Source organism: Massilia sp. YIM B02443, from assembly GCF_030411955.1.
Classification (GTDB): domain Bacteria; phylum Pseudomonadota; class Gammaproteobacteria; order Burkholderiales; family Burkholderiaceae_D; genus Telluria.
Genome location: NZ_JASNRA010000011.1, coordinates 59023 through 72916 on the forward strand (window position 1 = coordinate 59023; position 13894 = coordinate 72916).

Here is a 13894-nt window from a genome sequence, read left to right on the forward strand (position 1 = left end):
TCGCCGGGGCCGACACCTTTAATCGGACCCGCTAAGCCACCGCTAAGTCCTGCTTGTCGGTCGCTTACCGGGCCGGCGCGTGCGGTCGCGCCGCGCACACCGGGCAGGCCGGATTGCGCGCCACGCCGATCGCGGTCCACTCCATGGCGCGTCCGTCGAGCAGCAGCAGGCGTCCCACCAGCGGCTTGCCGATGCCGATCACCAGCTTCATCGCCTCGGCCGCCTGGACCGTGCCGACCACCCCGACCAGCGGCGCGAACACGCCCATGGTGCTACAGGCAACGTCCTCGGCGCCACTATCTTCGGGAAAGACGCAGGCGTAGCACGGGGCTTCCGGCTGGCGCGGATCGAACACCGACAACTGGCCGTCGAAGCGGATCACGGCGCCCGAGACCAGCGGCGTGCCGGCCTCCATGCAGGCGCGGTTGACGGCATGGCGGGTGGCGAAGTTGTCGCTGCAGTCGAGTACGACCGTGGCCGAGCGCGCCAGTTCCAGCAGGCGCGCAGGGCCGGCGCGTTCGCGCAAGGCGGTGACCTCGATCTCGGGGTTGATGGCGAGCAGGGCTGCGCGGCCGGACTCGGCTTTCGGCTGGCCGATGCGTTCGGTGGTGTGCATCACCTGGCGCTGCAGGTTGGTGAGGTCGACCGTGTCGTCGTCGACCAGGGTGATGCGGCCGATGCCGCTTGACGCCAGATACAGGGCGGCGGGCGAACCGAGGCCGCCGGCGCCGATGATCACGGCGTGGGCGTAGAGCAGGCGCTGCTGGCCTTCGATGCCGATCTCGTCGAGCAGGATGTGGCGCGAGTAGCGCAGGAGTTGGGTGTCGTTCATCGGGTGGTGGAACCTGCAGTGCGCCTGAATTCCCGGTCGGCGAGGATTCGAGCGCACCCAATCACATGGCGTTATTTCTTCGGCGCTGCATTCAGCTCAGGCGGCTTGTGCTCCGCCCCCGGCAACGCCTTCGGCGCCACCTTCTGCTCTTCCGGCACACCCTTGGCCAGCTGCACCGGCAGTCCCTTGAAATGGTTGAGCGCCTGCGCCAGCTGGAAATCGTCCTTGCCGCCGAACTCGAGCGGCTTGCGGTCTTTCAGCAGGGCCAGGGCGCGCTGCTGCTGCGCCAGGTTGGCCGTGACTTCCTTGCCAGCGGCTTCTTTCTTCTCGCCCTCGCCCATCAGGTGGCGCTGCAGGTCCGATTCGCGCACCCGCAGCGCGTTGAGCAGGTCGCCTTCGGCGCTTTCGTCCACCCGCATGTCGGGCGTGACGCCGGTGGCCTGGATCGGGCGGCCCTTCGGCGTGTAGTAGCGCGCCGTGGTCAGCTTGATCGCGGTGTCGGCGGACAGTTGGCGCAGCGTCTGCACCGAGCCCTTGCCGAAGGTGCGGCTGCCCATCACGATCGCGCGCTGGTAGTCCTGCAGCGCGCCGGCCACGATCTCGGAAGCCGAGGCCGAGCCGCCATTGACCAGCACCACCATCGGCACCGTCTTGAGGCCGGCCGGCAGGCCGGCCAGCGGGTCGCCGCGCTGGGCGTAGAATTCGCGCCGGCCGTAGAAGGCCTGGTTCGAGTCGGGCAATTGCCCCTTGGTGGTGACGATCACCTGGTCGGGCTTCGGCAGGAAGGCGGCCGAGACGCCGATCGCGCCCGGCAGCAGGCCGCCGGGATCGTTGCGCAGGTCGAGCACCAGGCCCTTGATGTCGGGCTGTTCGGCGTACAGCGCCTTGGTCTTCTTGGCCAGCTCTTCCAGGGTGTTTTCCTGGAACTGGCTCACGCGCACCCAGGCGTAGCCGGGCTCGACCATCTTGGCCTTGACGCTCTGTACGTTGATCTGCTCGCGCGCCACCGGCACCACCCACGGCTTGTCCTCGCCGGGGCGGGCGATGGTCAGGGTGACCTTGCTGCCGACCTTGCCGCGCATGCGCTTGATCGCTTCGTCGGCCGACATATTGCGCACCGGGACGTTGTCGATGCGGGTGATCAGGTCGCCCGCCTTGATGCCGGCTTTATAGGCCGGCGTATCCTCGATCGGCGACACCACCTTGATGGCGCCGTCCTCGTTCGAGATCTCGACGCCGACGCCGACGAACTTGCCCTGCACCGCCTCGCGCATGTCGCGGAAGGCCTTGGCGTCGAGGTAAGTGGAATGCGGGTCGAGCGAGGCGACCATGCCGCCGATCGCTTCGCTCAAGAGTTTCTTGTCTTCGACCGGTTCCACGTAGTCGGTCTTGATCAGGCCATACACATCGGCCAGCTGGCGCAGCTCGTCGAGCGGCAGCGGCGCCGTGGCGGCGGCCTTCTGCGCATGGGCCGAGAACTGGAACGAGGCGGCCACGCCCAGCGCCATGCCCAGTCCGATGAAGCCGAATTGCTTTGCTTTGCCCATGTGTTCGCCTGTGCTTACTCTTGATTGACCGTCGGTTCTAGAATCTGACCCATCCTGCCGGGTCGAAGGCCTTGCCGCGATGCCTGAGCTCAAAGTATAGCCCCGATTCCTCGTTGCCGCCGGTGTTGCCCGCGCTGGCGATGGTCTCGCCGGCGCGCACCGTGTCGCCCAGGCGTTTCAGCAAGGTCTGGTTGTTTCCGTAGATCGACAGGTATTCGCCGCCGTGATCGATGATGATCAGGTTGCCGAAGCCGCGCATCCAGTCGGCGTGCACGATGCGGCCTGCCGCCACCGCGCGCACTTCGGACCCTTCGGCGGCCTTGATGAAAGTGCCCTTCCAGGTCGGACCGTCGCCGCGGCGTCCGCCGAAGCGCGCCACCACGCTGCCGCTGACCGGCGCGCCCATGCGGCCTTTCATGGCCACGAAGGCGCCGTTCGGTGCGGCCGGGGCCAGGGTGACTTCCGGCGGTGGCGCGGTCTCGGCCACCGGTTTTTCGACCGGACGCGGCTGCTCGGCGATGACCGGCTCTTCCTCGCGCGGCGCCGGAAGCGGCTCCTGCTTGGCGCCCGGCTTGGCGTTCTGGCGCGCGATGCGTTCGCGCTCGGCCCGTTCGGCCGCGGCCTTGGCGCGCGCCTGGGCCAGCGCGCGGGCCCGGGCTTCGGCCCTGGCCTTGGCTTCCGCTGCAGCCTTGGCTTTGGCCGCGGCCAGCGCGATCTGGCGCTTGCGCTCGGCTTCGGCCTGTTCGCGGATCAGGCGCGTCAGGCGGTCGACCAGGCCCGACATGCGTTCTTCATCCTGCTCCAGGCGGCTGGCCTGCTTGCGCTGGTCGGCCAGCTGGCTCGACAGCGAATTGAGCAAGGCAGCGCGGCGCGCCTTTTCCTTTTCCAGCAGCGCTTTCTGGTCGCGCTGTTCCTGGGCGATTTCTTCCAGCTCTTGCTGGGCGTTCTCGACCTTGTCGCGGTTGGCCTCGACCTGGGCCAGGTTGCCGCGCAGCGACTCCAGCAGGCGCGCCTGGGCCTGCGAGACATACGCCATCAGTTGCAAATCGCGGCTGATGCGGTTCGGGTTGTCGCCCGACAGCAGCAGCTTGATGCGGTCTTCGTTGCCGGCCACGTAGTGTTCGCGCATCAGCTTGCCAAGCTGCTTCTTCTGGGCAGCGATCGTCTGCTCGAGCTCGGCGCCCTGGCGCGCCAGGTCTTGCAGGCGCGTGTTGGTCTCGCCCTGCTCGGCGTCGAGGTCGCGCAGCGCGCGGTTGGCGTCCGAGATCGCGGCTTCGGATTCGGCCAGCGTGTCGGCGGCGTCTTCCTTGGCGCTTTCGGTGCGGCTGATGTCGCGCTTGATCGCTTCCAGCTTTTGCTGGATGCCGGCGCGCTGTTTCTCGGCCGCCGCCTTCTGGCGGCTGCGCTCGGTCTGGCGCTGGGCCCAGGCGTCCGTGGCGAACGCGCCCGAGAGCGCGACCGCCAGCAGCGTGGACAGCAGCGCGCCGCCGTACTTCGTGAATGGCAAACGCAAGACTTACTTCGCCTTCCCTTGGTTGGCCACGGCCGCCATGGCGGCGGCGATCGCTTCCTGGTCGCCCAGGTAGTAATGCTTGATCGGCTTGAGGTCGGCGTCCAGCTCATACACCAGCGGCTGGCCGTTGGGGATGTTCAGGCCGACGATGTCGGCGTCGCTGATGTTGTCCAGCATCTTGATGATGGCGCGCAGGCTATTGCCGTGCGCCGAGATCAGGATCTTCTTGCCGGCGCGGATGGCCGGCGCGATTTCTTCGTCCCAGGCCGGCATCACGCGCGCCACGGTGTCCTTCAGGCATTCGGTGAGCGGGATCTGGGATGCGTCCAGCGACGCGTAGCGCGGGTCCTTGAACGAGGTGCGCTCGTCGCCCTTTTCCAGCGCCGGCGGCGGGGTGTCGTAGCTGCGGCGCCATACCAGCACCTGCTCGTCGCCGAATTTCGCGGCCGTCTCGGCCTTGTCCAGGCCCTGCAGGGCGCCGTAGTGACGCTCGTTCAGGCGCCAGTCGTTCTTGACCGGCAGATACATCATGTCCATCTCGTCCATCGCCAGCCACAGGGTGCGGATCGCGCGCTTGAGCACGGACGTGTAGGCGACGTCGAAGGTGAAGCCGGCTTCCTTGAGCACGCGGCCGGCGGTTTTCGCCTCAGCCACGCCTTTGTCGGTCAGGTCGACGTCGGTCCAGCCGGTGAAGCGGTTTTCCAGGTTCCAGGTGGATTCGCCATGGCGCATGAATACGATCTTGTACATGTGGTCTCTTCTCGGGGAAAAATTTCTGGTTGAAGTCCGGTCCGGCATCTATTTTATAATGCTCCGATTCAGTTCAACCAAACGGAAGCCTTGTGAATTTCATAGTCGATAATATTTTCATTGTGGCGATCGCCGTGATCTCGGGCGGCGCCCTGCTGTGGCCGGCCCTGGCGCCGCGCGGAAAGCGCGCCACGCCGCTGCAGCTGACGCAGATGATCAACCGCGGCAAGACGGTCGTCGTGGACGTGCGCAGTGCGGACGAGTTCGCTGCAGGCCACCTGCGCGACGCGAAACACATCCCGCTGGCAGACTTGGCCAATCGCATCGGCGAACTGGACAAGTCGAAAAACCGCACCGTGGTGGTGGTCTGCCAGACCGGCGCCCGCGCCGACAAGGCCGCGCGCCAGCTGCAGGCGGCCGGCTTCGAGGACGTCTACGCCCTGGAAGGCGGCCAGGCGGCCTGGATCGCTGCTGGTTTGCCGGTAACCAAGTAACCGATCGGGCGAGTAGCCTGATCAAGATAAGGAAGGAAACACCATGTCAGCCCACGTCGTTCTGTACCACACCGCCAGCTGCCCTTACTGCGTGCGCGCCGAGCGCCTGCTCGAAGCCAAGGGCGTGACCGACATCGAACGCATCCGCATCGACCTCGATCCGGAACAGCGCCAGATCATGATGCAGCGCACCGGCCGCCGCACCGTGCCGCAGATTTATGTGGGCGAAACCCACGTCGGCGGTTTCGATGACCTGTATGCGCTGGACCAGGCGGGCCGTCTGGACCCGCTGCTGAAGGAGGAGTAAGCTGGGACGCGGCGGTCGGAATCGGTGCGCGGCAAGCGATGCACCGATTCCGATCGCCGCGTGACTGGTGGCTGAAACGGCCTGATGCAGGTCGGGTTGGTTAGTTACGATTCTGTCCGTGACCTCTAAAACGCCTATTGCAAGCAAATTGATTTTGCTACAATTGTCCGCGTTTGGCCCCGCAGTCGCGACCGACCCAGTACCCGGGGCGGCGATCCGCTCCTTACTATTATTAGAAAGCGTTCCATGTCTGACGAAAACCTGCAACCAGTATTCCAAATCCAACGCGTCTACCTGAAAGACATGTCGCTGGAACAACCGAATTCGCCGTCGATCTTCCTGGAACAGGAAGCTCCGGCCATCGAAGTGTCGCTCGACGTGGGCGCTGAAAGCATCGCCGAAGGCATCTACGAATCGACCGTCACCATCACCGTGACCGCCAAGGTCAAGGACAAGGTTGCGTTCCTGGTCGAAGGCAAGCAGGCTGGCATCTTCGAAGCCCGCAACATCCCGGCTGACCAGATGGATCCGCTGCTGGGCATCGGCTGCCCGAACATCATCTACCCGTACCTGCGCGCCAACATCGCCGACGTGATCAGCCGTGCCGGCTTCCCGCCAGTGCACCTGGCCGAGATCAACTTCGAAGCGTTCTACCAGCAGCGCGCCCAGGCCATGGCCGAAGCCGCCGCCGCCGCACCGGCAAACTAAGTCTTGCCCGCGGGCGCAGCACGGCTGCGCCCGCATCAGTTCCAGCCTCTCCGGCGTCCCGGTTCCACCCACAACCCAGGCCCGCCATGTTCCCTTCCCGCCCTTTCGTAAGCACAACCCTGGCCGCCGCATTGGCGTTGCCGCTGGCATCGCTGGTCGCGCCATGCGCCTCGGCCTCGGCCTTCGACTTCCGGACCGTCGGCGCCAACCCGGCGATCCTGTACGACACCCCCTCGGCGACCGGCGTCAAGCGCTACCTGGCGCCGCCCGGCATGCCGCTGCAGGTGATGCTGGCGTACGGCGAATGGGTCAAGGTGCGCGACATGAACGGCGACGTGGCCTGGACCCAGGCACGCAGCCTGGTCGCCCGGCGCAACGTGCTGGTGCGCACGCCGGGCGCCCGGGTCCATGCCGGTCCGAACGACGGCGCGGCGGTATTGATGACCGCCGACAAGGGCGTACTGCTCGAACTGGTCGATCCGAATGCCGCGCCATGGGCGCGCGTGCGCCATCGCGACGGCATCGCCGGCTATATCAGGGCCACCGACCTCTGGGGCCTGTAGCCAGTCCAATCGGTTCGGCCCAGATTCACTCCAGGAGTACCATGCAACAGAATAAATCCCCTTCCAAGATCACCGTCCTCGGCGCCGGCGCCTGGGGCACTGCCGTCGCCATCGCGCTTGCCGGCCGCCACGACGTGCTGCTGTGGGGCCGCAATCCGCAGCAGATGGCCGAGATGGACGCCGCGCGCGACAACCTGGCCTACCTGAAGGGCCATCCGCTGCCGGACAGCCTGAAGGTGAGCGCCGACTTCGAGGCGGCGCTGGCGCATGTGGTCGAGGCGCCGGCGGACAGCGCGCCGATCCTGATCCTGGCCAGCCCGGTGGCCGGCCTGCGTCCGCTGCTGGAGCAATTGCGCGGCCGCGCGATCCCGAACGTGGTGTGGCTGTGCAAGGGCTTCGAGGCCGGCACCGGCCTGCTGCCGCACCAGGTAGTGGCGCAAGTGCTGGGCGACAGCGTGCCGGGCGCGGCATTGTCGGGGCCGTCGTTCGCGCAGGAAGTGGCGCGTGCGCTGCCGTGCGCGCTGACCGTTGCCTCCGCATCGTCCGAACTGCGCGAACGCGTGGTGGCGGCGGCGCACGGCGACAACCTGCGCGTCTACTCGTGCGACGACATGGTCGGCGTGGAAGTGGGCGGCGCAGTGAAGAACGTGATGGCGATCGCCACCGGCACCGCCGACGGCCTTGGCCTGGGATTGAATGCGCGCGCGGCCCTGATCACGCGCGGCCTTGCCGAGATTACCCGCCTGGGCGTGGCGCTGGGGGCGCAGCCGGGCACTTTCATGGGCTTGAGCGGGATGGGCGACCTGATCCTGACCTGCACCGGCGACCTGTCGCGCAACCGGCGCGTGGGGCTGGCGCTGGCGCAGGGCAAGGCGCTCGACACCATCGTCGCCGAACTGGGGCACGTGGCGGAAGGCGTGCCGTGTGCCAAGGCGGTGCGCGAACTGGCGCGCGGGATGGGAGTGGATATGCCGATCACCGAGGCGGTGGCCGGGGTGTTGTTCGATGGCGTGGATGCGGGGGAGATGGCGGCAAGGCTGCTGGCGCGTGATCCGCGCATTGAAGTGGCTTGATGCTGTATTTGGCCACGATTGTTGGTCGTGGCCGTTGATGCCGAACTTGGGTTCTCGCCTTCGCGGGAACGACGGTTTTTAGTGAGGTGGCTTAGGCCGATGTGGCGGACTTTCTGCGGCCGAAGTCGCAAACTGTCCTACTCCCCACGCTGAACCAACATCATCCCCGCGAAGGCGGGGACCCAAGTTCGCAGCACACCAATACCTTCAATCGTCGGCCGACAACGTCATCACGTCGCCCGCCAACATCATGAGTTCGCCGCCCCGCGCGGATCGTGCGTCGGCCCGCCCGAGCGCACCGGCCCCATCAGGATGGTCATCAGGGCCACCGCATCTCTGGTGGCGCGAATCGTATGCGGCTCGCCGCCCGCCAGGTACAGCATCTCGTTCGGCTGCAACGTCACCGTGCGCCCGTGGGCGTCGACCGCGATCTCGCCTTCCAGGCATTGCAGCGTCACTTCGCCATCCACCTTGTGCTCGGGGATCGGCCGTTCGGTCGGCAGCACCAGCCGGATCAGTTCCATGTGCTCGGTCTTGACCAGCGCCACCGAGGTGAAATGGGCGATGTCGTCGTCGCCGCGCTGCAATGCGATCTTCTCGCCCGATACTGCGTGTTGCAAGGCCATGTCGCCCTCCTCTATTCGTCGTCTGCTTGTTGTTCAGGCACTCCGCGCAGCCAGGTGACCAGCGCGAAGGCGTCCTCGAATCCCTGCGCCAGCCGCGGCACCAGTTTCTCCGGCGCGTTGAGCTCCAGATCCACTTCGGTCCACACGAAAAAGCTCTTCAGCTTCAGGTACTCGACCAGCGGATGATCCGGGTCGAAGCCCTTCGGAGGACGCTGCAACTTGTCCTCGTCCAGCAGGTCGCCGTAGGTGGCGCGGAGATGCTTATTCTTCAACACTTTGGTAAATCCCGTCGCATCGTTGACCACGTGCTCGCGGATCGCCTTCAGGCGCGGCGCCGGCGGCAGGTATTCGCCCACGCCGATGCCCAGCTTGCCGTTGCGCTCGATCTGGAAGTAATAGGTCGAGCCGCCGCCGGCGCTGGGACGGCGCTTGTCGTTGGGCGTGATGCCGGCCGAAAAGCGCGTTTTATAAGGCGTCTTGTCGTTCGAAAAACGGATGTCGCGGTTGATCCGGAACATGGCTTTCTTGGGATTGCAGGCCGCTACCGCCTTGTCAAACCTGGTGATCGCGCGGATCAGTTCCGTCACCACCTCTTCGAACTCTTCGCGCAGGATGTCGTAGCGCGGCTTGTTCATGATGAACCAGGGACGGTTGTTGGTCTGGTGCAGTTCGGTCAGGTATTGCGTCAGGTCGCGCAGGTGCATGTTCGGTCTGGAAAGTGGATGTTACGGCGTCTGGCGCGGGCGGCGGCCAACGGTCACGTCGAGCGTCGCTTCGCGCCGCTTGCGCAGGATGGTCATCGGGGTCTTGGCGCCCGGTTCGAGACGGGCGATCAGGTTCAGCATCTCGCTGGTGTCGGCCACCGGTTCGCCGGCCACCGCCACCAGGATGTCGCCCGGCAGGATGCCGGCGCGCTCGGCCGGGCTGCCGCGCACCACGCCGGCGATGATCGCGCCGCTGCGCTTGGGCAACCCGAAGCTGTCGGCCAGCTCGGGCGTGATGTCCTGCGATTCGATGCCGATCCAGCCGCGCACCACGGCGCCGTGCTCGACGATCGATTCCAGCACCATCTTGGCGGTGGAGACGGGAATCGCGAAGCCGATGCCGACCGAGCCGCCGGTCTGCGAATAGATCGCGGCATTGATGCCCAGCAGGTTGCCGTTGGTGTCGACCAGCGCCCCGCCCGAGTTGCCGAAATTGATCGCGGCGTCGGTCTGGATGAAGTTCTCGAAGTGGTTGATGTGCAGGTTGTTGCGCCCCAGCGCCGAGATGATGCCGAAGGTGACGGTCTGGCCCACGCCGAACGGGTTGCCGATCGCCAGCACCACGTCGCCCACACGCGCCCGCTCCGGGTCGCCCAAGGCCATCACCGGCAGCTTGTCTTCCTTGATCCGGATCACGGCCAGGTCGGTCTCGGGATCGGTGCCGACAATGCGCGCCTGCGCCTTGCGGCCGTCGGCCAGGCCGACCTCGATCGCGTCGGCCCCGTCGATTACGTGGAAATTGGTCAAAATATAACCGTCGCTGCTGACGATCACGCCCGAGCCGAGGCTGGCCAGCTGCTCGTCGGGCGGCGCGCGGTCCCCAAAAAAGCGGCGGAAGAACGGGTCCTTCAGCAGCGGATGCGACTGGCGCGACGCCTTGCTGGTGTAGATGTTGACCACCGCCGGCATGGCCTTGGCGGCAGCGTCGCGAAAACTGCCCGCCACCGGCTGGCTCGGGGCCTGCAGCACCGGCACGCCGTTGCCGGGGCCGCCGACCTGCACCTGCTTCGGTTTGCCCTCCAGCCATTCCGGTTTCAGCGCGGCCACCACGAACCACAGCGCAAGCGCCACCGTGACCGTCTGCGCGAACAGCAGCCAGAAGCGGCGCAACGGATGCGGCCGCCGCAGGTCGTGGAGTACGTCGTCTTTCACTTCTTTTCTTTCGGTCAGGCGTTAGAGCGCGTCTTTCGGATCGCGTTTGTCGTTTTTCAGGGAGTCCCTGATCTCGCGCAGCAGCAAAATGTCTTCCGGCGTCGGCGCCGGCTTGGCGGCCGCGGCTTCGGCCGGACCGCGCAGGCGGTTAATCAGGCGCACCATCTGGAAAATCACAAAGGCCAGCAGGATGAAATTCAGCAAGATCGTGAGGAAATTCCCGTAAGCCAGCACCGCGCCCGCCTTCTTGGCTTCGGCCAGCGGCAGGTGATAGGGCTGGTGGTTGAGAGGAATATAATAGTTGGCGAAATCGAGACCGCCGAACAGTTTCCCGATCGGCGGCATGATGACGTCCTGCACCAGCGAATCCACGATGCGGCCGAACGCGCCGCCAATGATCACGCCCACGGCCAGGTCGACCACATTGCCGCGCATGGCAAATTTCTTGAACTCTTCCAACATCGCCATTGGATTCCCTTCATTGTTATTGATACAAGCGATTGCATGATACCCGAAGGCCCACGCGGGCGCGTTTGACTGGTCGCCGCGGGCCTGCTTATGCACCCGTCATTTTTGCTGCACCTGCACATTTTTTACGCATATAACCGTGACAATTTTTTCCAACAGGTATTGCCAATCACATATAATTTTCGATGCTGGAAGCTCTGTATTAATTCTTAAAATTCGTATATTCACGGAAATGGGGTTGGTATGAGTATTGAAAAGCAGGTCGATTCAGGTCGACGCGGCTTGCTGGTCGCCACATGCGCGGCCGGCGGCGTCGTCGGAGTAGCCACGGCGGGAGCCCTGGTCAGCACCTTCCAGCCTTCCGAGCGCGCCAAAGCGGCCGGCGCGCCGGTCGAAGTCGACATCTCGGACGTCGCGCCGGGCGCGATGAAAGTCGTCGAATGGCGCGGCAAGCCGGTCTGGATCCTGCGCCGCACACCCGAGATGATGGCCACCCTTACCAAGGACGAGGGCGAACTGGCCGACCCCGCATCGGAAAAAGAATTCCAGCTGCCGATGCCGGAATACTGCAAGAATCCCCAGCGCGCGCGCAAGGAGCACCCCGAAGTGCTGGTCACGGTCGGGATCTGCTCGCACCTGGGCTGCTCGCCCTCCTCGCGCCTGGCCTCGGGCCCGCAGCCGAACCTGCCGGACGACTGGCCGGGCGGCTTCCTGTGCCCCTGCCACGGCTCCACCTTCGACTTGTCGGCGCGCGTGTTCAAGAACAAGCCGGCGCCGACGAATATGGACGTTCCCCCGTACATGTATCTCTCCGATACCAAACTGGTGATCGGCAAGGACGAGAAAGGCGAGGCATAAAAAATGGGCGCATACGAGGAGACCAAGCTACCCGCCGACGCACCGGCCAGCGCAAAAGCGCTGGCCTGGGTCGATGACCGCTTTCCGCTGTCGAAGCTGTGGAATGACCAATGGGGCAAGTACTACGCGCCGAAGAACTTCAACGTCTGGTACCTGTTCGGCTCGCTATCGATGCTGGTGCTGGTGCTGCAGATCGTCACCGGCATTTTTCTCACCATGCACTACAAGCCGGACGCGGCGCTCGCCTTCGGCTCGGTCGAATACATCATGCGCGAAGTGCCGTGGGGCTGGCTGGTGCGCTACATGCACTCGACCGGCGCTTCGGCCTTCTTCATCGTGGTCTACCTGCACATGGCGCGCTCGCTGATGTACGGCTCGTACCGCAAGCCGCGCGAGCTGATCTGGCTGTTCGGCTTCGCCATCTTCCTGTGCCTGATGGCCGAAGCCTTCTTCGGCTACCTGCTGCCGTGGGGCCAGATGTCGTACTGGGGCGCGCAGGTGATCGTCAACCTGTTCGGCGCGATTCCCGTGATCGGCCCGGATCTGTCGGAGTGGATCCGCGGCGACTACGTGGTGTCGGACGCCACCCTGAACCGCTTCTTCGCCTTCCACGTGATTGCCCTGCCGCTGGTAATCCTGGGCCTGGTGGCGGCGCACCTGATCGCACTGCACGAAGTCGGCTCCAACAATCCGGACGGCATCGAGGTCAAGCAGCACCTGGGCGAGGACGGCCATCCGCTGGACGCGATTCCGTCGCACCCTTACTACACCACCAAGGACCTGTTCGGCGTCTCGGTGTTCCTGCTCTTGTTCTCGGCGGTGGTGTTCTTCGCGCCCGAGATGGGCGGCTACTTCCTCGAGTACAACAACTTCCTGCCGGCCGATTCGATGAAGACGCCGCCGCACATCGCCCCGACCTGGTACTTCACGCCGTTCTACTCGGTGCTGCGCGCCACCACGGCCGACTTCATGTACGTGGTGATGGCCGCGGTCGCGGCCATGGTGGTCTTTATCTGGCTCAAGTCGAAGCTGGCCTACCGCACCAAGGTGGCGATCGCCGTGATCGGCATCCTGCTGATCGTCGGCATGCTGCCGCAGGTGCTGGACGCCAAGTTCTGGGGCGTGGTGCTGTTCGGCTCGTCGGTCGTGATCCTGGCCTTCCTGCCATGGCTCGACCATTCGCCGGCGCGCTCGCTGCGCTACCGCCCTTCCTGGCACAGCTACCTGTACATCGTGTTCGCGCTGGTGTTCGTGACGCTCGGCTACCTCGGCACCCAGCTGCCGACGCCGGCCTTCACCATCATCTCGCAGGCCTGCACGCTGGCCTATTTCGCGTTCTTCCTCCTGATGCCATGGTGGAGCACGATGGGCACGTTCAAGCCGCTGCCGACGCGCCTGACCTTCACGCCGCACTGAACCCGGACCGAGGACAATCCATGAAAGTTTTTGCAAAGAAACTGATCGCGGTCCTGGCGCTGGTGCCGGGACTGGCATTCGCGGCGGAAGGCGGCTACCCGCTGGACCGCGCACCGGAGCGCAACGACCTGGCGTCGCTGCAGAACGGCGCCAAAATCTTCGTCAATTACTGCCTCAACTGCCACTCGGCGTCGGCGATGCGCTACAACCGGCTGCGCGACCTGGGCCTGAACGACGAGCAGATCAAGAACAATCTGTTGTTTTCTGCCGACAAGGTCGGCGCCATGATGACCACCGCCATGCGGCCTGACGATGCGCGCGCCTGGTTCGGCGCGGTGCCGCCGGACCTGTCGGTGATCGCGCGCGCCAAGTCGTCGCCGGCGGGCTCGGGCGCGGACTACCTGTACACCTACCTGCGCACCTTCTACAAGGACGATACCCGCCCGACCGGCTGGAACAATATGGTGGTGCCGAACGTGGCCATGCCGCACGCGATGTGGCAGCAACAGGGGATACGCGCCGCCAGGTTCACCGATCAACCGGATCCGCACGAGCCGGGCAAGACGGTGCACGCCTTCGCCGGCTTCGAACAGGTGGAGCCGGGAACCATGAGCCAGCAAGACTTCGACACCGCCACCGCCGACCTGGTTGCCTACCTGTCGTGGATGGCTGAGCCGGCGCAACATACGCGTAAAAGGCTGGGTGTGGTGGTGCTGATTTTCCTGTCGATCTTCTCGTTTTTGGCCTGGCGCTTGAACGAATCGTACTGGAAACAAGTGAAGTAATTCGCTTTCATTGCCCGGTTGGCTATAATACGGGCAAT

At 65.2% G+C, this 13894-nt stretch carries 16 protein-coding genes; 8 read left to right on the forward strand and 8 right to left on the reverse strand.

The window, feature by feature from the left end:
* Window positions 1–64: 64 nt before the first annotated feature.
* From QPK27_RS13030 to gpmA, 4 genes are all read right to left on the reverse strand, one after another.
* Complete coding sequence (locus QPK27_RS13030) at window positions 65–832, reverse strand: HesA/MoeB/ThiF family protein (protein WP_290418676.1); 768 nt, start codon at window positions 830–832, stop codon at window positions 65–67.
* 71 nt (window positions 833–903) lie between these two features.
* A complete protein-coding gene (locus QPK27_RS13035) occupies window positions 904–2379 on the reverse strand; it encodes a S41 family peptidase (protein ID WP_290418677.1) in 1476 nt (491 codons plus the stop codon).
* Between the two features lie 37 nt (window positions 2380–2416).
* On the reverse strand, window positions 2417–3886 hold the full coding sequence (locus tag QPK27_RS13040; RefSeq protein ID WP_290418776.1) for a murein hydrolase activator EnvC: 1470 nt from the start codon (window positions 3884–3886) through the stop codon (window positions 2417–2419).
* 9 nt (window positions 3887–3895) lie between these two features.
* Window positions 3896–4642 carry a 2,3-diphosphoglycerate-dependent phosphoglycerate mutase gene (gene gpmA, locus QPK27_RS13045; protein ID WP_290418678.1) on the reverse strand — a complete coding sequence of 249 codons (747 nt, stop codon included), beginning with the start codon at window positions 4640–4642 and terminating at the stop codon, window positions 3896–3898.
* 92 nt (window positions 4643–4734) lie between these two features.
* Between gpmA and QPK27_RS13050 the strand changes: the two genes are divergently transcribed.
* The 5 genes from QPK27_RS13050 (at window position 4735) to QPK27_RS13070 (ending at window position 7787) form a co-directional block, all read left to right on the forward strand.
* Window positions 4735–5136 (forward strand): rhodanese-like domain-containing protein, encoded by a 402-nt coding sequence (locus tag QPK27_RS13050; protein ID WP_290418679.1) that lies wholly within the window; start codon window positions 4735–4737, stop codon window positions 5134–5136.
* 43 nt (window positions 5137–5179) lie between these two features.
* Window positions 5180–5443 (forward strand): glutaredoxin 3, encoded by a 264-nt coding sequence (gene grxC, locus QPK27_RS13055; RefSeq protein WP_290418680.1) that lies wholly within the window; start codon window positions 5180–5182, stop codon window positions 5441–5443.
* Window positions 5444–5689: 246 nt separating this feature from the next.
* Window positions 5690–6151 (forward strand): protein-export chaperone SecB, encoded by a 462-nt coding sequence (gene secB, locus QPK27_RS13060; protein WP_290418681.1) that lies wholly within the window; start codon window positions 5690–5692, stop codon window positions 6149–6151.
* Between the two features lie 86 nt (window positions 6152–6237).
* A complete protein-coding gene (locus tag QPK27_RS13065; protein WP_290418682.1) occupies window positions 6238–6714 on the forward strand; it encodes an SH3 domain-containing protein in 477 nt (158 codons plus the stop codon).
* Between the two features lie 41 nt (window positions 6715–6755).
* A complete protein-coding gene (locus QPK27_RS13070) occupies window positions 6756–7787 on the forward strand; it encodes an NAD(P)H-dependent glycerol-3-phosphate dehydrogenase (RefSeq protein ID WP_290418683.1) in 1032 nt (343 codons plus the stop codon).
* A 248-nt stretch (window positions 7788–8035) separates the two neighbouring features.
* On the opposite strand, the gene QPK27_RS13075 is transcribed toward QPK27_RS13070, so the two are convergent.
* From QPK27_RS13075 to mscL, 4 genes are all read right to left on the reverse strand, one after another.
* Window positions 8036–8413, reverse strand: coding sequence for a cupin domain-containing protein (locus QPK27_RS13075; protein ID WP_290418684.1), 378 nt, complete (start codon window positions 8411–8413; stop codon window positions 8036–8038).
* An 11-nt stretch (window positions 8414–8424) separates the two neighbouring features.
* The gene (locus tag QPK27_RS13080) at window positions 8425–9117 is read right to left on the reverse strand and encodes a DUF2461 domain-containing protein (protein ID WP_290418685.1); all 693 of its coding nucleotides are present in this window, start codon (window positions 9115–9117) and stop codon (window positions 8425–8427) included.
* Window positions 9118–9138: 21 nt separating this feature from the next.
* Complete coding sequence (locus QPK27_RS13085; protein WP_290418777.1) at window positions 9139–10287, reverse strand: Do family serine endopeptidase; 1149 nt, start codon at window positions 10285–10287, stop codon at window positions 9139–9141.
* 63 nt (window positions 10288–10350) lie between these two features.
* Window positions 10351–10797 (reverse strand): large conductance mechanosensitive channel protein MscL, encoded by a 447-nt coding sequence (gene mscL / locus QPK27_RS13090; protein WP_290418686.1) that lies wholly within the window; start codon window positions 10795–10797, stop codon window positions 10351–10353.
* 243 nt (window positions 10798–11040) lie between these two features.
* On the opposite strand from mscL, the gene petA reads away from it, so the two are divergent.
* The 3 genes from petA to QPK27_RS13105 are packed head-to-tail and all read left to right on the forward strand — an operon-like array spanning window position 11041 to window position 13856.
* The gene (gene petA / locus QPK27_RS13095; protein ID WP_290418687.1) at window positions 11041–11655 is read left to right on the forward strand and encodes a ubiquinol-cytochrome c reductase iron-sulfur subunit; all 615 of its coding nucleotides are present in this window, start codon (window positions 11041–11043) and stop codon (window positions 11653–11655) included.
* A gap of 3 nt (window positions 11656–11658) precedes the next feature.
* Window positions 11659–13071, forward strand: a complete 1413-nt coding sequence (locus QPK27_RS13100) for a cytochrome b N-terminal domain-containing protein (RefSeq protein WP_290418688.1) — start codon at window positions 11659–11661, stop codon at window positions 13069–13071.
* 20 nt (window positions 13072–13091) lie between these two features.
* Complete coding sequence (locus QPK27_RS13105) at window positions 13092–13856, forward strand: cytochrome c1 (RefSeq protein ID WP_290418689.1); 765 nt, start codon at window positions 13092–13094, stop codon at window positions 13854–13856.
* Window positions 13857–13894 lie beyond the last annotated feature (38 nt).

Bases quoted from the DNA above. Each gene is read 5' to 3' on its own strand.
- QPK27_RS13030 (WP_290418676.1), bottom strand. From the start codon at position 832: ATGAACGACACCCAACTCCTGCGCTACTCGCGCCACATCCTGCTCGAC.
- QPK27_RS13035 (WP_290418677.1), bottom strand. From the start codon at position 2,379: ATGGGCAAAGCAAAGCAATTCGGCTTCATCGGACTGGGCATGGCGCTG.
- gpmA (WP_290418678.1), bottom strand. From the start codon at position 4,642: ATGTACAAGATCGTATTCATGCGCCATGGCGAATCCACCTGGAACCTG.
- grxC (WP_290418680.1), top strand. From the start codon at position 5,180: ATGTCAGCCCACGTCGTTCTGTACCACACCGCCAGCTGCCCTTACTGC.
- secB (WP_290418681.1), top strand. From the start codon at position 5,690: ATGTCTGACGAAAACCTGCAACCAGTATTCCAAATCCAACGCGTCTAC.
- QPK27_RS13065 (WP_290418682.1), top strand. From the start codon at position 6,238: ATGTTCCCTTCCCGCCCTTTCGTAAGCACAACCCTGGCCGCCGCATTG.
- QPK27_RS13070 (WP_290418683.1), top strand. From the start codon at position 6,756: ATGCAACAGAATAAATCCCCTTCCAAGATCACCGTCCTCGGCGCCGGC.
- QPK27_RS13075 (WP_290418684.1), bottom strand. From the start codon at position 8,413: ATGGCCTTGCAACACGCAGTATCGGGCGAGAAGATCGCATTGCAGCGC.
- QPK27_RS13080 (WP_290418685.1), bottom strand. From the start codon at position 9,117: ATGCACCTGCGCGACCTGACGCAATACCTGACCGAACTGCACCAGACC.
- mscL (WP_290418686.1), bottom strand. From the start codon at position 10,797: ATGGCGATGTTGGAAGAGTTCAAGAAATTTGCCATGCGCGGCAATGTG.
- petA (WP_290418687.1), top strand. From the start codon at position 11,041: ATGAGTATTGAAAAGCAGGTCGATTCAGGTCGACGCGGCTTGCTGGTC.
- QPK27_RS13100 (WP_290418688.1), top strand. From the start codon at position 11,659: ATGGGCGCATACGAGGAGACCAAGCTACCCGCCGACGCACCGGCCAGC.
- QPK27_RS13105 (WP_290418689.1), top strand. From the start codon at position 13,092: ATGAAAGTTTTTGCAAAGAAACTGATCGCGGTCCTGGCGCTGGTGCCG.